General features: G+C 47.4%; 17 protein-coding genes. 8 read left to right on the top strand and 9 right to left on the bottom strand.

Translation table 11 applies throughout. The annotated features are described in order from the left end of the window. Nucleotides 1-144: 144 nt before the first annotated feature. From pflA to ACRC53_RS09800, 5 genes are all read right to left on the bottom strand, one after another. Complete coding sequence (gene pflA, locus ACRC53_RS09820; RefSeq protein ID WP_438623086.1) at nt 145-885, bottom strand: pyruvate formate lyase 1-activating protein; 741 nt, start codon at nt 883-885, stop codon at nt 145-147. Nucleotides 886-1,030: 145 nt separating this feature from the next. Then, entirely contained in the window at nt 1,031-3,313 is a 2,283-nt protein-coding gene (pflB, locus tag ACRC53_RS09815) for a formate C-acetyltransferase (RefSeq protein WP_438643255.1), read from the bottom strand. A gap of 14 nt (nt 3,314-3,327) precedes the next feature. Continuing rightward, entirely contained in the window at nt 3,328-4,236 is a 909-nt protein-coding gene (gene focA / locus ACRC53_RS09810; protein ID WP_438643254.1) for a formate transporter FocA, read from the bottom strand. A 446-nt stretch (nt 4,237-4,682) separates the two neighbouring features. Then, on the bottom strand, nt 4,683-6,437 hold the full coding sequence (gene ycaO, locus ACRC53_RS09805; protein WP_438643253.1) for a 30S ribosomal protein S12 methylthiotransferase accessory factor YcaO: 1,755 nt from the start codon (nt 6,435-6,437) through the stop codon (nt 4,683-4,685). 141 nt (nt 6,438-6,578) lie between these two features. Then, entirely contained in the window at nt 6,579-7,163 is a 585-nt protein-coding gene (locus ACRC53_RS09800) for a hypothetical protein (protein WP_438643252.1), read from the bottom strand. Between the two features lie 212 nt (nt 7,164-7,375). Here ACRC53_RS09800 and ansB point away from each other — a divergent pair, with 212 nt between their 5' ends. After that, on the top strand, nt 7,376-8,452 hold the full coding sequence (ansB, locus tag ACRC53_RS09795; protein ID WP_438623091.1) for an L-asparaginase 2: 1,077 nt from the start codon (nt 7,376-7,378) through the stop codon (nt 8,450-8,452). A gap of 119 nt (nt 8,453-8,571) precedes the next feature. Here the strand turns inward: ansB and ACRC53_RS09790 are convergent, their stop codons facing one another. The 3 genes from ACRC53_RS09790 to ACRC53_RS09780 form a co-directional block, all read right to left on the bottom strand. After that, nucleotides 8,572-9,042, bottom strand: a complete 471-nt coding sequence (locus tag ACRC53_RS09790) for a hypothetical protein (RefSeq protein WP_438623092.1) — start codon at nt 9,040-9,042, stop codon at nt 8,572-8,574. Between the two features lie 55 nt (nt 9,043-9,097). Next, complete coding sequence (gene yfbR / locus ACRC53_RS09785; protein WP_438623093.1) at nt 9,098-9,712, bottom strand: 5'-deoxynucleotidase; 615 nt, start codon at nt 9,710-9,712, stop codon at nt 9,098-9,100. Nucleotides 9,713-10,016: 304 nt separating this feature from the next. Further along, nucleotides 10,017-11,231 (bottom strand): pyridoxal phosphate-dependent aminotransferase, encoded by a 1,215-nt coding sequence (locus tag ACRC53_RS09780; RefSeq protein ID WP_438623094.1) that lies wholly within the window; start codon nt 11,229-11,231, stop codon nt 10,017-10,019. Between the two features lie 377 nt (nt 11,232-11,608). Here ACRC53_RS09780 and ACRC53_RS09775 point away from each other — a divergent pair, with 377 nt between their 5' ends. The 6 genes from ACRC53_RS09775 to menE all read left to right on the top strand — a co-directional run bounded on the left by ACRC53_RS09775 (nt 11,609) and on the right by menE (nt 19,224). Beyond that, complete coding sequence (locus tag ACRC53_RS09775; RefSeq protein ID WP_438643251.1) at nt 11,609-13,033, top strand: isochorismate synthase; 1,425 nt, start codon at nt 11,609-11,611, stop codon at nt 13,031-13,033. Then, complete coding sequence (gene menD / locus ACRC53_RS09770) at nt 13,014-14,717, top strand: 2-succinyl-5-enolpyruvyl-6-hydroxy-3-cyclohexene-1-carboxylic-acid synthase (RefSeq protein ID WP_438643250.1); 1,704 nt, start codon at nt 13,014-13,016, stop codon at nt 14,715-14,717. Before ACRC53_RS09775 ends, menD begins: the two co-directional genes overlap by 20 nt. 65 nt (nt 14,718-14,782) lie before the next feature. Continuing rightward, nucleotides 14,783-15,595 carry a 2-succinyl-6-hydroxy-2,4-cyclohexadiene-1-carboxylate synthase gene (gene menH / locus ACRC53_RS09765; RefSeq protein ID WP_438643249.1) on the top strand — a complete coding sequence of 271 codons (813 nt, stop codon included), beginning with the start codon at nt 14,783-14,785 and terminating at the stop codon, nt 15,593-15,595. A gap of 128 nt (nt 15,596-15,723) precedes the next feature. Beyond that, entirely contained in the window at nt 15,724-16,581 is an 858-nt protein-coding gene (gene menB / locus ACRC53_RS09760; protein WP_438643248.1) for a 1,4-dihydroxy-2-naphthoyl-CoA synthase, read from the top strand. 238 nt (nt 16,582-16,819) lie between these two features. Further along, entirely contained in the window at nt 16,820-17,791 is a 972-nt protein-coding gene (gene menC, locus ACRC53_RS09755; protein WP_438643247.1) for an o-succinylbenzoate synthase, read from the top strand. Continuing rightward, nucleotides 17,773-19,224 (top strand): o-succinylbenzoate--CoA ligase, encoded by a 1,452-nt coding sequence (gene menE, locus ACRC53_RS09750; RefSeq protein ID WP_438643246.1) that lies wholly within the window; start codon nt 17,773-17,775, stop codon nt 19,222-19,224. The genes menC and menE overlap by 19 nt, the downstream gene beginning before the upstream one ends. 63 nt (nt 19,225-19,287) lie before the next feature. Here the strand turns inward: menE and ACRC53_RS09745 are convergent, their stop codons facing one another. Then, on the bottom strand, nt 19,288-19,719 hold the full coding sequence (locus ACRC53_RS09745) for a GNAT family N-acetyltransferase (RefSeq protein WP_438643245.1): 432 nt from the start codon (nt 19,717-19,719) through the stop codon (nt 19,288-19,290). Between the two features lie 506 nt (nt 19,720-20,225). Between ACRC53_RS09745 and ygjK the strand changes: the two genes are divergently transcribed. Then, nucleotides 20,226-22,703, top strand: a complete 2,478-nt coding sequence (gene ygjK / locus ACRC53_RS09740; RefSeq protein WP_438643244.1) for an alpha-glucosidase — start codon at nt 20,226-20,228, stop codon at nt 22,701-22,703. The last annotated feature ends 5 nt before the right edge of the window (nt 22,704-22,708 follow it).

Here is a 22,708-nt window from a genome sequence, read left to right as displayed (position 1 = left end):
ATTTTTGATCAAACATAGAAGCGTTATGAAATTTGAATGTAGGGAATATATGTTATAGATATAATATTTATTGAATACGGTGTAATAAAAAACCGGCACAGATGATATGCGCCGGTCTTTAGGTGAAGTATGCTTAAAGCAAGCTTAGTACATGACTTTGTGGCCATAACCTTCAAGAATGGTTTTAATTTTCTCAAGTGTTTCTTTTTTCGGTGGTTTTACACCGGCCAGCTTGTACTCTTCACCCATGGCTTCCCACTTGTGTTTACCCAATTCATGGTAAGGAAGAAGCTCAATTTTCTCTATATTTTTCATATCTTTGATAAATTCACCCAGTTGGTGTGCTGAGGCTTCATCATCGGTATAACCGGGAACGATCACATAGCGGATCCATGTAGTTTTATTGATTTTGGCTAAGTATTGCGCAAAATCTAAGACCCGCTTGTTTGATACACCAACCAGATTGTGGTGGATATCATCATTAATTTGTTTGAGATCGAGCATGACCAGATCGGTGGCATCAAGCAGCTCATCGATCACCGGTTCCATTTTGCGAACAAAACCGTTGGTATCTAGACAGGTGTGAATCCCTTCTGCTTGGCAGGCGCGAAACAGGTCACGCACAAACTCAGCTTGCAAAATAGCTTCACCGCCTGATGCCGTCACACCGCCACCTGAGGCTTTCATAAAATGGCGGTAGGAGCGTAAATCATTCATGATTTCATCGACTGTCACCTCTTTGCCGCCGTGGGTATCCCACGTGTCACGGTTGTGGCAGTATAGGCAGCGCATCAGGCAGCCTTGCATAAAGACGATGAAGCGGATCCCTGGGCCGTCAACCGTACCGCAGGATTCGAAAGAGTGGATACGTCCTTTCACTGACATAGCGAGGTAATACTCCGCATAAGGCTGAACAATAGCAGCCTGTTTAAAATAAAAAAGGCCCCGAAGGGCCTTTTATTTTACGCGATTTTTGCAGATTTTTCCGCATTTACACGCAGTTTGTAATGTTATTCGTGGAATAACAAGATTACAGTGACTGAGTGAAGGTACGGGTAATCACGTCTTGCTGCTGTTCTTTAGTCAGCGAGTTGAAACGCACTGCGTAACCCGATACACGGATAGTCAGCTGAGGATATTTCTCAGGATTTTCCATCGCGTCCAGCAGCATTTCACGGTTCATTACGTTCACGTTCAGGTGTTGACCACCTTCGATGCTCGCTTCGTGGTGGAAGTAACCGTCCATCAGGCCAACCAGGTTACGCTTTTGCGCTTCCATGTCTTTACCCAGCGCGTTAGGTACGATAGAGAAGGTATAAGAGATACCGTCTTTCGCATGCGCAAATGGCAGTTTGGCCACAGAGGTTAGTGATGCAACAGCACCTTTCTCATCACGGCCGTGCATTGGGTTAGCACCTGGACCGAACGGTGCGCCAGCGCGACGACCATCTGGTGTGTTACCGGTTTTCTTACCATAAACCACGTTAGAGGTGATGGTCAGAACTGACTGAGTTGGGATTGCGTTACGGTAAGTTTTCAGCGCACGGATTTTGGTCATGAAACTCTCAACCAGATCACAAGCGATGTCATCTACACGTGAATCGTTGTTACCAAATTTTGGATAGTCGCCTTCGATTTCGAAGTCAATAGCGATACCATCTTCATCACGTACTGGTTTTACTTTCGCGTATTTAATTGCAGACAAGGAGTCAGCAGCAACAGACAGACCTGCGATACCACATGCCATAGTACGAACTACGTCACGGTCGTGCAGCGCCATCAGCGATGCTTCATAGCTATACTTGTCGTGCATGAAGTGGATAACGTTCAGTGCAGTGACATACTGCTTCGCCAGCCAATCCATGAAGTGATCTAGGCGATCCATGACTTTGGTATAATCAAGAACAGCATCAGTCATTGGTGCTTCTTTCGGGCCAACTTGCATCTTCAGTTTTTCATCAATACCGCCATTGATTGCGTACAGCATGGTTTTTGCCAAGTTTGCACGTGCACCGAAGAACTGCATTTGCTTACCAACGATCATCGGAGATACGCAACATGCGATTGCGTAGTCATCAGATTCGAAGTCTGGACGCATCAGATCATCGTTTTCGTACTGCAGAGAAGAGGTATCGATAGACACTTTCGCTGAGTAACGCTTAAAGCCTTCTGGCAGTGCTTCAGACCACAGGATGGTCATGTTCGGCTCTGGAGATGGGCCCATGGTGTAAAGGGTGTTCAGGAAGCGGAAGCTGCTCTTTGTTACCAGTGTACGGCCATCTAAGCCCATACCAGCCAGAGATTCCGTTGCCCAGATTGGGTCACCAGAGAACAGAGTATCGTACTCAGGTGTACGCAGGAAACGTACCATACGCAGTTTCATGACGAAATGGTCAATCATCTCTTGCGCTTGTTCTTCAGTGATCAGACCTGCTTTTAGATCACGCTCGATGTAGATATCGAGGAATGAAGAGGTACGGCCCAGAGACATTGCTGCGCCATTTTGTGATTTCACTGCAGCCAGATAGCCGAAGTAAGTCCACTGAATCGCTTCTTGTGCAGTTTTTGCTGGGGCAGAGATATCACAACCGTAGGTAGCTGCCATCTGCTTAATTTGACCCAGTGCACGGTGCTGTTCTGCAATTTCTTCACGCAGTTGCATGGTCATTTGCAGATCTTCGCCGTTTTCCATGCGCTCTTGCAGGGAAGTGAACTGTGCGAATTTGTCTGCCAATAGGAAGTCGATACCGTACAGGGCAACACGGCGGTAGTCACCGATAATACGGCCACGGCCATACGCATCTGGCAGACCAGTCAGTACGCCTGATTTACGGCAGCGCAGGATATCAGGCGTATAAATATCAAATACACCTTGGTTATGCGTTTTACGGTATTCGCTGAAAATTTTCTTAACCATTGGGTCAAGTTCACGACCGTAAACTTTGCAAGAACCTTCAACCATCTTAATGCCGCCAAATGGAATCAGCGCACGCTTCAGAGGGGCATCAGTTTGCAGGCCAACGATAGTCTCTAGAGACTGGTCAATGTAACCTGCTCCGTGAGAAGTGATAGTAGAGGGTAGGTCAGTATCAAAGTCAACCGGCGAGTGTGTACGGTTCTCTTCTTTGATGCCTTCCATGACAGAATCCCACAACTTGGTGGTCGCTTCCGTTGCTCCAGCGAGGAATGCTTCATCGCCTTCATACGGTGCGTAGTTCTTCTGAATGAAGTCACGTACGTCGACAGCGTGTTGCCATTCACCGGAAGCAAAGCCTTCCCATGCGTTAGCAAAGTTTTGATTTAATTCGGTCATTATATATACCTACCTTAATTCTGAGGTGTTTCTTGCGAAAGCGCGGTACGTAGAGAGGTGGGTAACACTTTCTCTCCACGCAAAAATATAACCCAGTTCATCATTCCGACCAGTAGCGCACCACCGATAATATTACCTAGGGTAACAGGAATAAGATTGTTGAAGATAAAATGAGAAACAGTTAAATCAGCAAACTGGGCAGGGTTAACATTGATGCTAGCCCAAAATTCTGGGCTGGCAAAGGTATGTACCACAATACCCATAGGGATCATAAACATGTTCGCGATGCTGTGTTCAAACCCACTGGCCACAAACATGGTAACAGGTAACAGCATAGCAAGAATTTTATCGGTAACAGAACGGCCAGCGTAAGTCATCCATACGGCTAAACACACCATTAAGTTAGCGAGTATACCTAAGACAACAGCTTGAATAAAATTGTGGTGTAATTTGTGCTGTGCGGTTTTTAGTACGGTTAAACCCCATTGTCCGTCTGCTGCAGTATGTTGAGCGGCAAACCAGATTAAGCCCACAAAAAAGAGTGCGCCAATGAAATTCCCCAGATATACCACACCCCAATTTTTGAACATCTGAGCCCAAGAGATACGGTTACTGGCTTTTGCAACTAACGTTAATACAGTGGAGGTAAAAAGTTCACCGCCACAAAGCACAACAAGAATTAAACCTAGAGCAAAAGCAACACCCCCCATCATTTTGGCCAAGCCCCAAGCAACATTGCCGGTCCCTGTCATAACGGTGGTGTAAAAAACAAAGGCAATAGAGATAAAAACACCTGCCATGATAGCAAGTAAAAAGGAGTGGTTCTGGTTTTTAGTTGCTTTATAAACACCAACATCCTCAGCCTTTTTAGCCATGGTTGCTGGAGGTAAAGCATCAACATGAGATGAGTTTTCTGTTTTCACACACGGGTACTCATTGACATGAAATTGGCCAGATAATATTAGCAAAATGGCTTTCATTTAAAGTTGATCTAGATCATATACGTGAAATTAGATAACACAATTTACAAGGTTATTAACAGATTGAAATATTCAACTTATTGAAATACAAGAAGAAAAATTTTTTTAAGATTTATATTAAAATTTGAATGTAACTAAATTACGAAAAAAAATAACAAAGCTAGAGGCTTGCTTATACAAAATAAAGAGAGATTGATCACAAATAAGGGTATTTAAACGTGGTTTGAAATAATGAATTTGGTGTTTTTTAATTCTTTATATGGGAGTAAGTGTAGTTAAAATTGGACAGAGGTCTCTTTTTTATCTGCGGTGGGTCAGTTATCGAGATCAAAAAGCAGTGTTGACGATATCAACACTGCATATATGGTAGTTTTTACAGGTTATAGCATTTAGCTCCAATATGTACGTTTTGCATTTTGTAGCTTTTGATAGGCGTGTAGTAGAGCCTGATGCGCTGGAAATTCGTTTAGATCACTGTCAGAGGCGATAAGACCAAAGAAGCGTTGCTCACCCTGAACGGCCGCCCATGCTTCATTCACGGTTTGTGTGCCGTACATACGCTCAAACGCATAGCGATATTGTTCAGGATGCCGCTCTTCATCCAAGAACAACTCTAATGAGGCTTTCAGGCAACGGTAGTAGTTGGCGCGCTCAGTTGAGAACACTGATGCGTTGAACTCCATTGTCCACTCTGCCCATTCAAGTGCGACATCAAGCTCACCTGCTGCCAATGCTAGCATTGATTTCAGTTCTCCGATACGCAGAGTATTCCATGCGCTGTTTACTCCTGGAACAAAACCAAGCAGCTCACGTACGCGGGTGAAATCATCCATGCCTTCTTCATCTAACTGGTTATAGAAGGCCATGTAGTCCTCTTTTTCCCATTCAGAATCTGGCAGGCTTAAGATGATGTCGCGTAGGTGCATACCCATATTGTTGTTGGCCAGCAGCAGATCATCAGCCGGGTAAATATCAGACATGCTCGGCACTAAAATACGGCAGGCATACACGCCTAAATGTTCGTAGTCGGCAATATACACATCCACATCTTCATCGGCAAAAATACTCATCAACCCTGCAAACTCTTGCTCGGTATCATCACCAAAGTTCCAGTCAGCAAACTCATAGTCGGCTTCGGCTTTGAACATATCCCACGAAATCAAACCGCTTGAGTCAATGAAGTGGGTTTCAAGGTTGGCATGTTCGGCAACATCATCGTTATCAAATGACGGAGGCATAAACACGTCGAGATCTTTGAGACTGCGGCCTTGCAGCAGTTCTGTCACCGTACGCTCAAGTGCTACACCAAACATCGGGTGTGCGCCGAACGAGGCAAAGCAACTGCCATTTTCTGGGTTAAACAATACCACGCAAATGACCGGATACTGGCCACCGAGCGAAGCATCATAGGCAAAAATTGGGTAGCCTGCAGTTTCTAGCGTTGCAATAGCCTCTTGTACATGCGGGTAACGTGCCATGACTTCAGCCGGAATTTCAGGCAGGCTGATGCCTTCGGCAATAATGCGGTTTTTAATGTAGCGTTCGAAAACTTCAGATAACCCCTGAACACGCGCTTCATAGCGGGTGTTACCGGCAGACATACCGTTTGACACATACAAGTTGGCAACGATATTCATCGGGATATAGACAGTTTCACCGTCTGACTGGCGGGTAAACGGCAGGGCGCAGATCCCACGTTCTTCATTGCCCGATTGCAGGTCAATCAGGCCTGATGCCAGCAGTTCACCTTCTGGATCATAATAGTCACGCAGACTATCATCCAAAATACCCTCTGGTAGGCTGTCGTCTTCAGGAATAGCGAACCATTTTTCATCGGGGTAGTGCACAAAATCGCCGTTAGCGATCTGCTCTCCAAGATAAAAATCGGCGAAGAAGTAGTTAGTAGACAGGCGTTCAAAATACTCACCCAGTGCAGAAGCCAGCGCGGCCTTTTTAGTTGCACCTTTACCGTTAGTAAAGCACTGCGGACAGTCTTTATCACGGATATGAACGGACCAGACATTAGGCACGGGGTTTAACCATGAGGCTTCTTCAATATTAAAGCCCAATGCTTTCAGTTTGGACTGGAAACGCTCGATAGAATCTTCTAGGGCTGCGTCTTTGCCCGGAATGAAAGTTTGCATGTGCATAGCGTCCGTTTGATTGAGTCAAGAATGCCGGTAAAACTCATCCCGGCGGTTCAGGTGTTACATTACTGCTGTTTTATGGCAATTGTGAACCTGTTGTTTTGTTTATTTGGGAAGCCAGTTGATTGTAGCGCAATATTAACGTACTTCATTCTGATAAAACGTACTCTTGCAATTGGCTGCGCCTTCAACGATGTAATTATAAAAATCACCGTTTACAGAGAGATAATCGTTCAGCGCGGAATAAGCAAGCTGTCGCTCAGGTGTATTGGTGATCCATGGCTCAATTTCTTTTAATGGGAAATCGGGGGTCACATTTTGGAATGTTGCACAGGCCGCTGCTCTAGCAATCGGTTCGCCGGTGACAGAGATGGCTTTTTTATCCTCTGACTCTTGATTATAAGTCATCATACCTTGGCTGATTGCCGCAGCAAGCTGCATCAGCGCAGCACGTTTACTCGGTTCGCTAGGGTAACGCTGTGCAATTTTCCGCTGCACATCATCGCGTATTCCGTTGCCATCAAGATCAATGCCCTCAAGCGTTAATGTACCGGCCATCCCCGGATCGGGCGGTAGGCTAGAGGCGAGCGCGGCAAAGGCCTGTTCCCGTTGCTGGCTATTTTGTGAGTCATCAGCAACCTGTAGCCGTGTGGTATTTGCTGCTACTGGCAACACGGCACTAGCACCGGTAATAGCCAGTGCCAGTATTATTTTGGCGATCATGCACATCCTCCTTCCTCTGTACTAAGAGAGCCCGATTGTCCGCTATTTTTATGTGCGGTAATTAACACTCTTAGGTTTTTATGCTGCACTTAGCACTTTTTTATACGATTAATCACATTTTTATTATTTACGCTCGGCATAATTGCGCCGGCTAAAGAACGCATTTGCTACTTTCATGGCAATTTGTCAATAACTAAATGGATGTAATATTAATGACTCTGCATAAATCCTTCAAAAAAACATTAAGTGCATCAGTGGTTGCATTGTGGTTTTCAAGTGCTGCATTTGCCGCTGATTTACCCAATATTACCATTTTGGCAACAGGCGGCACGATTGCCGGAGCAAGTACCACGAACTCAGCCACCGATTCGGGTTATACCGCAGGCAAAGTGGGTGTAGATGCCCTGATTGCCGCTGTGCCAGAAATGAGTAAGGTAGCAGATGTCACCGGTGAGCAGGTGGTAAAAATTGGTTCACAGGATATGAATGATGACGTTTGGCTAACACTGGCCAAACGTGTGAATGCTCTGCTGGCGAAAGAGGATGTTGATGGCATTGTGATCACACATGGTACAGACACCATGGAAGAGACAGCCTATTTTCTGAATCTCACGGTGAAAAGTGATAAGCCGGTTGTTTTGGTTGGTGCAATGCGCCCATCAACTGCGATGAGTGCTGATGGCCCGTTTAATCTGTATAACGCCGTGGTTACGGCAGCAGATACTGCATCAAAAGGGCGCGGTGTGATGGTCGCGATGAATGATACGGTGTTGGGTGCGCGTAATGTTGTGAAAATGAGCACAACAGAAGTGAATACGTTTCAAGCACCAAATTTTGGCCCGTTAGGGTATATCCATAACGGTAAAATTGATTATCAGCGCACACCAACCCGCAAGCATACTGAAGGCGCGCAGTTTGATATCAGTAAACTTGATAAACTGCCGAAAGTGGGAATTGTGTACGGTTATTCAAACATGGCGGTAGAGCCGGTAAAAGCACTGGTTGACGCTAAATATGATGGTATCGTGACCGCCGGTGTGGGTAACGGTAATCTGTATAATACAACGTTTGATGTACTGGAGAAGGCGGCAAAGCAGGGCACGGCGGTAGTTCGTTCATCACGCGTGCCGACCGGCGCAACGACGCTGGATGCCGAAATTGATGATGCAAAATATGGTTTTGTGGCCTCGGGTGCGCTTAATCCACAAAAAGCGCGTGTGTTGTTGCAACTGGCGCTAACTGAAACCAAAGATCCGGCTAAAATTCAGGAAATTTTCCAGCAGTACTAAATTGTTCTGTGGTACTCAATGTTCTCACAGTGCTGCATGTTCTAGCAGCACTGTGTTTAAAAAAAGGGGCAACTTCTGCAGTGAATGTTGAGGTTTGCGCCTTTTTTATGGTGATGCAATTAGAGCTTTTTGATCCACACTCCATTTTCTTGTTCAACGCTGTTTTCCCAACCACACAGCGCGGTGACATCACTCTCTTTATATAAAATGGCCGGTTGACGACCGTATCCAAACATAAAGTTGTACTGCTGTTTTTGTGCGCTGGCACTGTTGGCATCGGTATTTACATCGCCCAAGGTGCGCTCTACGTTAAACAGCATATCTCCGACCCAAAGAAATTTTCGGTACTGCGGATACATTGAACTCCAGCCCGGCATGGTGTTTTCATCTTCTAATATGCCGGTGACATGGGTGATATCACGGTGTGCAAGTGCTGGGCACAGTGTTTTGAGTTTACGCCATGCACTGACTACGCTCTGAATTTGCTGCGGAGCCAGTGTGGGCTGATCAATGGTGACTTTTAGCTCTTTTTCTTTGTCTTTGCAGCCGGTCAGAGCGACCAGTACAACCAGTGCCGCAATACGTTTCATAGGTTATCCTGTTATTTGTCTGTGTGAGGCTTGTTGGTGCTGTTGGTATTTTTCATCACAAGCTGTGATGCTCGCCCTGTTCGTCATGACTAATTTCATCGAGTGACAGATGAAAACTAGGAACAAACACGGTCATAAAATAGTCCATCTCTTCGCTGTGGCGCTCTTTGAGCGTTTTTTTCAGGCGTTTTTTTGCCAGTTTAAATTCATTATTACCCGCTTCAAGCTCTTCAATGCATTTTAAGTATGCACAGAGTGAGTCAGCTTGTTTTACCAGCAACTGCTCTTCGGGTTCGTGTTCATCTGAGTTAATCAGCGGGCGGTAATCCTCCTGAAACTCTTCTGGCAGCATATCAATCAACCTATTTTCGGCGATTTTTTCAATTTTCTTATATTCGCGGGCAATTTCAGGATTGTGGTATTTAATCGGGGTGGGTAAATCACCGGTCAGCACTTCGCTGGCATCATGGAACATGGCAATCAGTGCGATACGTTCAGGGTTGACATTTCCCCCAAACTTTTTGTTTTTAATCAATGCCAAAGCATGGGCAACAAAGGCCACTTGTAAACTGTGTTCAGAGATATTTTCTGCACGGATGTTGCGCATCAGTGGCCAGCGATTAATCAGCTTCATGCGTGAAAGATAGGCAAAAAAGTGGCTGTGATTCATAACGATCCTCGTCAGCATAAGGCCATCAGTAAAGAGGCGTATCAATAAACGGGTATATCAATAAACAGGCCTATTAATAAACAAAAAGTAGGCTAAACATAAGCGGTATATGCTTTATGTGTTGTCTTGTACGAGAGTTTATCGCAGAAAAGGGAAAACAGCATGCCCATGAATAGGAAACAAAGCGTTACGCTACGTAAAAGAGGGGCAGAAACAGGCAGTGCAACTCTCATAAGGCCTTTCTGAAAAAAGGTGACGCATGAGAAGGCGCACTGCCGATAAGATTATTTACGGTGACGCTATTTTACTGGTGATAACCGGCAAAAAAACGGCCAAGTTTGCCGATGGCCATCTCTAGCGTATCCACTCGAGGCAGGGTAACAATGCGGAAGTGGTCATGCTGTGGCCAGTTAAAACCTGTGCCTTGCACCAGCAGCACTTTCTCCTGCATTAGCAGATCAAACACCATTTTCTGATCATTTTGGATATTGAATTTTTTCTGATCAAGGCGGGGGAACATGTATAACGCTCCCATCGGTTTGACACAGGATATTCCTGGGATCTGGTTGATCAGCTCCCACGCGCGGTTACGCTGTTCATACAAGCGTCCGCCGGGCTGGATAAATTCACTGATACTCTGGTAGCCACCAATGGCGGTTTGGATGGCATGTTGCATCGGTACGTTGGCACACAAGCGCATAGAGGCCAGCATATCTAGCCCTTCGATATAGCCTTTGGCGTGCTTTTTCGGGCCATTGAGAACCATCCAGCCCTGCCGGAAACCCGCTACACGGTAGGTTTTTGACAACCCGTTGAAGGTGACGGTAAGTAGATCAGGCGCTAATGCGGCAATCGAGTAATGTTTGGCTTCATCGTAGAGAATTTTGTCATAAATTTCGTCGGCAAAAATAGTCAAATTATGCTGACGCGCCACCTCAACAACCTCTAGCAGCAGCTCTTTACTGTAGACCGCACCGGTTGGGTTGTTCGGGTTGATGATGACAATCCCTTTGGTATTGGGTGTGATTTTACGTTTGATATCATCAATATCAGGAAACCAGCCAGCATCTTCATCACACATATAGTGTACGGCATTGCCGCCAGAGAGTGAGACTGCGGCTGTCCATAATGGGTAATCTGGGGCGGGGACTAAGATCTCATCACCGGTATTGAGCAGTGCCTGCATCGCCATCACAATCAGTTCTGACACGCCATTACCGATATAGATATCTTCTACCGTAATATCCATCATGTTGCGCTTTTGGTAGTGCTGCATAATGGCTTTACGTGCCGAATACAGACCTTTTGAGTCACAGTAGCCCTGTGCGGTCGGCAGATTACGAATAACATCGACTAAAATTTCATCGGGTGCATCAAACCCAAACGGGGCCGGATTTCCAATGTTCAGTTTGAGGATGTTGTGGCCCTCTTCCTCAAGGCGCTTCGCCTCTTTCAGTACTGGCCCGCGAATGTCATAACAAACGTTATCTAATTTGATTGATTTATTGAGTAAGTGCATGATTAGCGCGCCATTATTTGAAATCATTAACTAAAATGTAGGTATCTATAGCACTTTACTCCGCAAGTTCCTTATTCGAAAGACAAAAACCTGATTTTGGAGCAAGGCTCTGTATCCAGTAGCGATATTAGCGGATATCGGATTGCATAACTGAAATTTACGGTGTTTTGTTATGATAATTGCAGATAAAATAGATTAAAATTGTGTGTGCAGCACAGGGCTTTACGGGTGTAGTCGTTAAACATTGTAATTTAGCGTTACAATACAACTGTTTTATCACTGTTTTTTTGTGATTTCTCTCGATTAACGATAGGCAATATAGATCGTAAAATGGGAAGAGATGACCCGTGAGCGGATAATTTACGCATGAGGTTACTTTGAATCTGCTTGATGACCTGATGCCACGTGTGCATCAGTTACTCTGTTCTTGGCCGGAAAACGGCGCGTCAGCTGAAAAAACAGCAGAAAAAAAGGGTGCGAAACTGAACCCGACGCAGAACGATGTGAGCTCAACCGACGCTGTTTTCCCGCCGAATACAGGTGCTCAGCGGATAATACTTCCGCTGAAACGTCAGGAAATGGGTAAGTTACTCGACTGGCTGGCAGCACAGACGCTGTTTCCTAAATTCTATTGGTTACACCGTGATGGTTCTGAAGAGGTGGCTGCACTGGGGCAGGTGCGTAATTTTACACGTCCTGATGCTGCCAGTGCATTTGTGCACCAGCAAGAGAGTGCATTTCGTCTATGGGGTGGAACGGCTTTTGATGGTGAACATGCCCGCAGTCATGGTTGTCTCAGTGGCTGGTTTTTTCTGCCGCGTTTTGAGCTGAGTCAGGGCACAAAAGGTGCACAACTGGTTATTAATCTATTTAGCCAGACCTCTTTACGTGCAGATGCGGCTCTGGCATGGCAGCAGTTCAGCGCCTTAGTCAGTGGTACGGCCTTAACGTTGCCGGATGTGACGGTGATAAATGCGCAGCATTTACCGGAGCACTGGGCATGGTGTGATCTTGTCAACCGAGCTCTGTCGGCCATTGATACCCATCAGGTTGATAAAGTGGTGCTGGCACGTAAAACCACGTTAACGCTTGATACGCCAGTTGCTGCACCACAGTTGCTCAACGCCAGCCGCAGGGTTAATCACCGCTGCTTTCATTTTATGTTGGCGATGGATGATAAACATGGCTTTGTTGGATCAAGCCCTGAACGCTTGTTCCGGCGGCACGGGTTGGCGTTACACACAGAGGCATTGGCTGGAACGGTATCGCGTACCGGCGATGATAAGCGTGACGCTCAACTGGCAAACTGGCTACTTTCAGATAAAAAGAATCAACATGAAAATCTGCTGGTGGTTGAGGATATCTGCACCCGTTTAAACGGGCATGTAGATAATGTTGATGTGCTTTCGGCAGAAGTGTTGGCTTTGCGTAAAGTGCAGCACTTACGCCGGAAAATTACCGCTCAGCTACGTACCCGTGATGATGCCGAGTGTCTTGAGTGGCTACATCCTACCGCGGCAGTGGCCGGATTGCCGCGCGAACCGGCTCGCGCATTTATCCATGAACATGAGCCGTTTGAACGGGGCTGGTATGCCGGTTCAGTCGGCTATCTTTCGCGTGATCGCGCCGAATTTACGGTAGCGATCCGCTCTGCATTAATTCAACAACATTACGTTCATTTATTTGCCGGCGCAGGAATTGTGCCCGGCTCTGACCCAGAAGCTGAGTGGCAGGAGATCGAGCGCAAAGCGGCCGGTCTGCGCACTCTGCTGGAGCCCGACTATGTCAATGAGTGCCTTTAATCGTCGCTGGGCGGGGGTAGTACTGGAAGCGATTACCCGTCACGGGGTGCGCCATGTCTGTATTGCACCCGGTTCCCGTTCCACACCGCTTACGCTAGAAGCGGCTGCGCATGCAAAACTAACCTGCCACACGCATTTTGATGAACGTGGATTGGGGCATATGGCCCTTGGTATGGCGAAAACCTTAAATCAACCGGTTGCTGTGATTGTGACATCCGGTACGGCGGTCGCTAATCTCTATCCTGCTCTGATTGAGGCGGGGTTAACCAAAGAGAAACTGGTACTGCTGACTGCAGATCGACCACCTGAGTTGGTCGATTGTGGCGCAAATCAGGCCATTCGTCAGCCTGATATGTTTGCTTCTCACCCTTGTGTTAGCCTTAACTTACCACGGCCAAGTGCGGATATTCCGGCACGCTGGTTACTGTCAACGTTGGATGATGCTATGCATCAACAACATCAGCAAGGTGGTGCGGTGCATATTAACTGCCCGTTTGCCGAACCCTTGTATGGCAACGATCAGCACGCGTTTACTGAGTGGTTAGCACCGGTAAATAGCTGGCTGCACAGTAGCACGCCGTGGGTTAGCTTTAGTGCACCAGTTGCGCAGGCTGAAACTGATCCTCAGTGGGAAACTCTGCGCCGTCAGAAAGGGGTGATTGTTGTCGGTCAGTTGGCACTCGGTGAAGGTGCGGCGATTGCGGCATGGGCGCAACAACTGGGTTGGCCACTGATTACTGATGTGCAGTCGGGTGTCTCACCGATGTTGCCTTATGCCGATTTGTGGATGGGCAATTCGCATGCTCTTGAGCGGTTGGCTGAAGCGGATATTGTGCTGCAATTTGGTGCGCGCTTTATCTCTAAGCGTATTAACCAGTGGCTAGAAACACTGAGTGTGCCTGAATATTGGCTAATTGACCCGCAGCAGGGGCGGCTTGACCCGTATCATCAGCACAGCCGCCGAATTTCTTGTACAGTGGCACAGTGGATTAGCGTGCATCCGGCAGAAAGCACGCGTAAACCGTGGGCTCCTGAATTGTCTGCGTTAGCTCGTTTTTCCCATACACAAGTACAAAAACAGGTGGGATCAAAACTCTGTGAAGCCTCTATTGCTCACCATCTCAATAAAATTCTTCCGCCGGAAGGACAGGTATTTTTGGGCAACAGCCTAATTGTGCGTTTAATTGATGCACTCGGCACATTGCCGGAAAACTACCCGATCTTCAGTAACCGCGGAGCGAGTGGGATTGATGGCCTGATCTCGACTGCCGCAGGCGTAGCCAAAGCGGGTGGCAAGCCCACACTGGCTATCATGGGGGATATGTCAGCGTTGTATGATCTAAACTCAATGGCACTGCTGCGCAACTTAGGCGTGCCGTTTGTGCTGATTGTGGTGAACAACAACGGTGGCGCAATTTTTGACATGCTGCCTGTGCCATCAGAAGAGCGAGATCGTCTCTACCGTATGCCGCATGGTCTGGATTTTTCGCATGCTGCGGCAATGTTTGGTATGACCTATACGCGCCCTTATACTTGGGCTGATGTGGGTACGGCTCTGCGTCAGGCCTACATCAAAAATGGCGCGATGCTGATGGAGCTGAAAGTGGCTGATAGCGAAGGTGCAGAGACATTACGTACGTTGCTACAACAAGTGCGCGATGCTGTTCCACAGAGTGCAGCATAAGCAAAACGTTTGATGAGGCAACTCAGTTATCCTACTCATCATAGGGTTTATAGGCTGAATAAAATATGCAACAAGAGCAGGACGTTATCCTACAAACTACGCTGTATTGCCAAAAACAGGGCGCTATTGAGGCCGTTGAAAATAGCCAGCCCTGTCTGGTTTGGCTGCACGGCTTTTTAGGCAGTAGTGAAGAGTGGCAGGCAATTGTTCCCCATTTTGCGGAGTACCCGAATCTGCTGGTGGATCTTCCAGGGCATGGCCAATCATCATCGATCCGTGTGCGCAGTATGGCACAGGTCAATCAGTTGTTAATCAATACCCTTAAGCAACAAGGTATTGAGCATTATTGGCTAATTGGATATTCAATGGGTGGGCGAATTGCTTGTTTTCATGCTACGCAATTTGCAAAACCGTCTGGGTTGTGCGGGTTGATTGTCGAGGGTGCACATCCGGGATTGGCACAGGAAGAGCAGTGTCTTGGCCGTTGGTATCATGATAATCGCTGGGCAGAGCGTTTTCGCCGCCAACCACTGGTAAATGTGCTCGATGAGTGGTATCGCCAACCGGTATTTGCCGATCTTAGTGCTGATATGCGCAGTGCAATGATTGCTGCTCGTAGCCAAAATGATCCGTGCAACCTAGCAATGATGCTGGAAGGCACATCTCTGGCTCGTCAGCCACAAATGAGCCATGCATTACAACATTTGTCTATACCGTTTATGTATTTAGCTGGCAGCAAAGATGTGAAATTTCAGCGTATCGCCCAGCAGTACGGGTTTCCGCTCACTGTGATCACAGATGCAGGACATAACACACACAGGGCTAACGCTGCAGAATTTATCGCACAAGTACGCCATAAGCTGAATATCGCACATTGAGCATACGCTCATTAATATAAGCAATAACATAAGCGATGACCTAAAAATCGTGTAAATGAGGCAAAACAGCCCGCGTATTATCACGGTTTTTGTTTGTTACCATTTTTTCAATCATAGGAAGCAGCCTGATGCTTTATCCAAGCGAAGAAGAACTGTATGCCGCGGTAGACTGGCATGATTGCTCAGAAGGTTATACTGATATTCAGTACCACAAATCGGCTGACGGTATTGCTAAAATTACCATCAATCGCCCAGAAGTTCGCAATGCGTTTCGCCCGCTGACCGTTAAAGAGATGCTACAAGCACTGGCTGATGCGCGCTATGACGATAATATCGGCGTTATTGTGCTGACAGGTCAGGGCGAGAAAGCGTTCTGTGCCGGCGGCGATCAGAAAATTCGTGGTGATTACGGCGGTTATCAGGATGATTCGGGTGTGCATCACCTAAATGTGCTCGATTTTCAGCGTCAGATCCGTACCTGCCCGAAACCGGTTGTTGCTATGGTTGCTGGATATGCAGTCGGGGGCGGCCATGTGCTGCATATGATGTGCGATTTAACTATTGCAGCAGAGAATGCTCAGTTTGGTCAGACTGGCCCGAAAGTGGGATCGTTTGACGGCGGCTGGGGTGCATCGTATATGGCCCGTATTGTTGGCCAGAAAAAAGCACGTGAAATCTGGTTTTTATGCCGCATGTATGGCGCACAAGAAGCGTTGGATATGGGGCTGGTGAATACAGTTGTTTCACTGGAAAACCTTGAGCGTGAAACTGTGCGCTGGTGTCGTGAAATGCTGCGCAACAGCCCAATGGCACTGCGTTGCTTGAAAGCGGCACTGAATGCCGATTGTGATGGTCAGGCAGGTCTGCAAGAGTTGGCCGGTAATGCCACTATGCTGTTCTATATGACCGATGAAGGTCAGGAAGGGCGCAACGCATTTAACGAAAAGCGCCAGCCAGATTTCAGCAAATTCAAGCGTAACCCGTAATCACTGCTGTTGTCGGTTCGATTCTATGTAAGAACCGCCATTGTAAAGCAACCCTTGTTAATACCGCACGCTGCCGCTATCACTGAAATAGCGGCAGCATGCAGTTAGGGTTGCAACAATAAAAAACAGTAGCAGTGACAACAAATATCATCGCACCCTTTGATAACCGCACGCTTGAGCCTGCTTCCCGCAGAATAAAAGTCTGTGCCACCAGCATAATGGATTAGCGAATACCACCATGAAAACTGCCGCTCTGTACCGCTATAGCCTGCCGATGGAGGCAGGAATTGGCCTGCGTAACCGTCCGTTAAAAACCCGTGAAGGCCTGATTATTCATCTGCAACAAGGTGATAAACAAGGTTGGGGGGAAATTGCCCCGTTGCCGTATTTCAGCGAAGAGACGCTTGAACAAGCTCAGGCTGATGTACTGTGCTGGCTAACTCGCTGGCAGGCTGGTGAGCAACCTGAAGAACCACAATGGCCGTCGGTGGCTTTTGGTGTGAGCTGTGCAGAGGCTGAACTTTCCGGTGAACTGCCTGTGCAGGGTGATTTTCGTACCGTACCGCTCTGCTCTGGTGATCCCGATGAGCTGTTTGCCACGCTGAATGCCATGCCCGGAGAGAAGATTGCGAAGGTAAAAGTGGGTCTGTATGAGTCGGTGCGTGATGGCATGATAGTCAACATGTTGCTTGAGGCGCTGCCCGATTTAACGCTGCGTTTGGATGCCAACCGCGCGTGGACGCGCGCAAAAGCTGATGGCTTTGCAAAATATGTAAACCCAGATTACCGTGCGCGGATCTTATTTCTGGAAGAGCCGTGCAAAACGCCGCAAGAGAGTCTGGCTTATGCCCAGTATACCGGCATCAATATTGCGTGGGATGAAACGGTACGTGACCCCGACTTTGTAGTCAAAGCCGAAGAGGGTGTTACAGCAATTGTGATTAAACCAACACTGGTCGGCAGCTTGCAACGTTGCCAAGCCTTGGTCACTCAGGCGCATGAGCAAGGTTTAACGGCAGTTATCAGCTCAAGCATTGAATCTAGCCTTGGGCTGACTCAATTGGCGCGGGTCGCCGCATGGTTGACACCTAACACTCAGCCGGGTTTAGACACCTTAAATATGATGAAAGCACAAGTGTTGCGCCCATGGCCAAATAGTACATTACCGATAATCAGCCAAGGCCAGTTGGAATGTCTTTGGCAGCGTTAAGTGATTATCCGTGGCGGATATGGGCAGAGCAGCGTGCGGCCCAAACGGCGCTGATCACCGAACAGGGCGCGCTGACATGGCAGCAATTGGCAATAGAGATTGATCTTCGCGCGCGGCATCTGGCTGCGCGCGGAGTCTCTGCCGGAACCGGCGTAGCACTGCTAGGCCGCAATAGCTCTGCGTTATTGCTCGATTATCTGGCCGTCATTCAGCTCGGTGCGCGAGTTTTGCCGCTGAATCCGCAATTGCCAGAGCTTCAGCGAGCAGAGCTTGTGCAAAAGTTGGATGTTGGCCTGTTGTTTGATCCGCAATACTCTGAGCTACAAGGGGTAGATCTTCAGACTTGCCACGCCTCTTGTACGGTGGATACCGATAATCTGGCACAACATAATCGGCAAAATGCTTGTGATTATCAACCTGAGTGCCGCGCACCGTGGCAGCCATCGCGACCGGCTACAGTTACCCTGACTTCCGGTTCAAGCGGCCTGCCCAAAGGCGTGGTGCACTCGGTGGCTAACCATTTGGCCAGTGCCGACGGTTTATTGCAGTTGATGCATTTTACTGCCGCAGATAGCTGGCTTCTGAGCTTGCCGTTATTTCATGTTTCGGGTCAGGGCATTGTCTGGCGCTGGTTACTGCGTGGTGCTCGGTTAGTTCTACGTGATACGCGTGATCTGTCGCACGCGCTACATGGTTGCACGCATGCATCGTTAGTGCCGACACAGCTTTATCGCCTGCTCAACCAGCGCGCGCAGCATGATAAGCCGGCAGTGAAACCGGTATTGCGTGAAGTGTTGCTGGGCGGAGCGATGATCCCCGTTGATCTCACCACACAGGCCGAACGCGTCGGTATTGCTTGCTGGTGCGGCTATGGGATGACCGAAATGGCCTCGACAGTCAGCGCAAAACGCGCCGACAGCTTGCCCGGTGTAGGGCAGTGTTTACCGCGCCGTATGTTGCATCTAGAGCATGGTGAGATTTGGGTTAAAGGTGAACCACTGGCATTGGGTTACTGGCGTGAGGGAACTATTGAGCCACTGACTAACCCGCAAGGCTGGTTTGCGACGCGTGATCGGGGTTGTTGGGAAAACCAAGAGCTGCGGATTTTAGGCCGTTTAGACAACATGTTTATCAGTGGTGGCGAAAATATTCAGCCTGAAGAGATAGAGCGGATACTTGCCCAGCATCCGCAAGTCATGCAGGCTTTTGTGCTGCCCGTACCTGATTGTGAATTTGGGCAGCGCCCTGTTGCGGTGTTACAGTTAAATAGCCATAACAACACCTTGTTTACGGAAATTGCCCAGTGGCTAATGCCACAAATCAGCCGTTTTAAGCAGCCAATTGCCTATTACGCCTTACCAGAAAATTTGCAACAAGGCGGAATTAAAGTATCCCGTAAAGCCGTTGCGATTTGGCTATCAGAACAGTCGTAACGGGTACTTTAAATCGTATAAATGCACCTTAAACCGCATGAAAGTGCATGAAAATAGGGGAGATTAATCCCCTTTTTTATAGATATTCGGATCATTAATTTCCATATACACCTGTGGGCGGGGCAGCGGTTCAAAACCGTATTTATTGTACAACGCATGAGCCTCTGCTGTGGTCAACACAAAACGGCGCAAACCTTGTAAATCTGGGTGTGCCATTACCGTTTCTAGCATTGTTCCAGCAATGCCCTGACCCCGAAATTCCTCCAGTACAAACACATCGCACAGATAAGCAAACGTAGCATAATCTGAAATAACACGGCAGAACCCGACTAGCTCATCACCTTTGAGCGCACTAAAACACAGTGAGTGATCAAGGCCATGTAGTAGCGTTTCTCGTGGAATGCGACGAGCCCAACTACTCTGTTCAGCAAGAAATTGATATACCCGTTCATCATCAACATCTTTGCGTTGATCGGAAATGGTTATTTGCAACATGCTCATACTCCGGTAACACTATAATTAACTGAGCATACAGTAATTTACGGTGGGATAAACATGACAATAAGTTAAATTTATTTTGTGCGAACAGCCGTTTATTTAATATCAATAAAGATCACGACTAAAACCACATACCACTGCAACACAAGTTGCATATGATGTTATGTAATACGGCATGGCAAAAAAAGTATGATGATTGCATTAAAGTGTAGAGTTAAATTGAAGTTAATCACGTTTTTTTGTTTTCACTGTTACATCAATGTGATTTTTTCTCTAAGGGTTTTGTTTTTTATCACTCGATAAGAGCTAATAATCTTTAATAAATGATATGTATCTAACATCTACTGTAATCGAAAACACGCATTACATGACATTGCGATATATTTCACGGTGTGAATTTTATATTCACCTACAATCCTCTCCCGTTGATATCAAAACCAATAAATAGATAAAGATATTCATGGCCTTATCAGTAATGCCATGTCTTTTCGGAGAGTTATTGCATGTCCGTAATCACCTTTCAGCGTTCTTACCTTGCGTTATCCCTTGCTGCACTGTTATCCGGTTGCAGTATGTCATCGGCAGTTGCACCTGTATCCCTTGCACAGCAACACCCGAATGTGATTGATCGGCAGGGTTCTCCGGCAGCACTGCAATTGTTTGATAGTTATAAAAATCAAAAATTTAACCCGTTGTTGGATATGGGCAGTTGGCATGGTTTTTTACTGCCAGCTGATAGCCGCGATTACGGTGGTTTTACGGGCCCAATGCTGGTGGCCGAAGAGTATGGGGCTTTTATCGCCCGTGAATTAGAGCAACTGAGCATTCTTAACACCGCTTCTGGTCAGTATTACGATCTGAGTTCAGCAGATGTGACCCTTACCTCGTACCCCGGCATGCTGTTACAACGCTACCAGTTTGCCGATTTTGCGCTGAATTTAGAGCTTCGTTTTGTCAGCAACCGTACTGCACTGGTGAAAACCACACTGGAAAACCGCAGTCAGGCTACGCAAACTGTACAGCTAATTTGGCGTGGTGGGCTTAATGACCAGTGGAATGAGCAGCTTTCACTGGCAGAAAAATATCCTGACTGGCAGCGTATGCAGATTGCATCATCACAAGGGGTTGAGTACCGCTTTGGTAAGATCCGCGAAATGTGGAATTTGATGATGAGCGGGGAGTCTACTTACCAAATTCAACGCTCTATTCCGGTTGAGAGTAAGAGTGAGGGGCTCAATTATCAGGCCACATCTGCAGTAATCACCATTGCGCCGCAAAATCAGCAAACCGTTTTCACCACGCACAGCTATACCCATACCAACGCGGAAAAACAGGCCGAAGCCAATAAAGTTACCCAGTTTTTGCAACATGGACAAACCGCGCTTGATGATTCAGCAAAACGTTGGGAAGGGTATTTGCAGCAGGGGCTAAACAATGCCAATGCCAGCAAAGATCAAACACATGTAGCAGTAAAAGCGATGGAAACACTGCACGGTAACTGGCGCAGTGCGGCTGGAATGCTCAAGCACGATGGTGTGACACCGTCAGTCACCGATCACTGGTTTAACGGCGTGTGGGCATGGGATACCTGGAAGCAGGCGTATGCATTGGCACACATCAATCCGGCGTTGGCAAAAAATAATATTCGGGCCATGTTTGATTACCAGATTCAATCTGACGATACACTGCGCCCATACGATGCTGGTATGGTTATTGATGCGGTATTCTACAACCAAGATGGCGAGCGCGGTGGTGACGGTGGAAACTGGAATGAGCGTAACACCAAGCCAGCGTTGGCAGCTTGGGCTGTGTGGGAGGTCTATACCACTACCCAAGATAACGCATGGCTGGCTGAAATGTACCCGAAATTACAGGCTTACCATGATTGGTGGTTTAGCAACCGTGATCACAATGGTAATGGCATCGTTGAATATGGTGCAACCAATCACCCGATCCACAATGATGCTAACGGTAACATCAAATTTGAGATCCAATCGACAGATCGCACATTGACCAAATCATGCAGCCCGATGATGGAAACCGGTAAAACCAACTGGTATGCGTGCAGCGGCATGGCGAATTACGAGCGTGCGCTGGCATCTGGCAACTATACCGATATGAATATTGAAGCGCAGCACGGTGCGGGCTGGGAATCGGGTATGGATAACGCGGCACGGTTTGGTTTTATCTCCGCTACCCAACTGCAGGCGTATGCAGACAAACACTATCAGGGGGATACAAAGCGCGCCCGTGCCGACTGGCAGGTAAGGTTCTTTGAAAACCGTGATCAACAAGGTCAACTAGTTGGCTTCTCTATCAATCAGGAGTCTGTTGAACAAAATGCCTATCTGTATAAAGAGAAGCAATTGTTGGCACAAATGGCCGAAATATTACAGCAACCACAGCAAGCAAAAACCTATCGGCAGGATGCGGTAAAACTGCAAAATTACATCAACCAATGCATGTTTGATGCTGATTCGGGCTTTTATTACGATCGCCAGATCAGTGGGCAAGACCGCCCTGATGCTAACGGGTGTGTCGGCACGCTGCTAACAGCACGTGGCCGTGGGCCAGAAGGCTGGTCGCCATTATGGGCTGGCGTTGCAACACAACCGCAAGCCGAGCAGGTTGCGAGCGTAATGCTAAACAGTAATGAATTTAATACGTTAGTTCCTTTGCCAACGGCCGCAAAAACTAACCCAGCTTACGATAAAGATATCTACTGGCGTGGTCGAGTATGGATTGATCAGGTCTATTTTGGCATTCAAGGGTTGAATAATTATGGCTATACCAAGGAAGCAAATCATCTGGCTGCCAATGTATTTTCCCACGCTGAAGGCATGACTGGAAACGGGCCAATTCGTGAAAATTACAATCCGGAAACCGGTGCAATGCAGGGGGCGACCAATTTCAGTTGGAGCGCCGCACACCTGTATATGCTTTATCATTCACTGAATTCGAACGGTACAGCAGTGAAGTAACGGTA

The organism is Plesiomonas sp., assembly GCF_051652165.1.
Classification (GTDB): Bacteria; Pseudomonadota; Gammaproteobacteria; order Enterobacterales; family CAMTGL01; genus Plesiomonas.
This window is presented reverse-complemented; position numbering and strand designations above follow the sequence as displayed.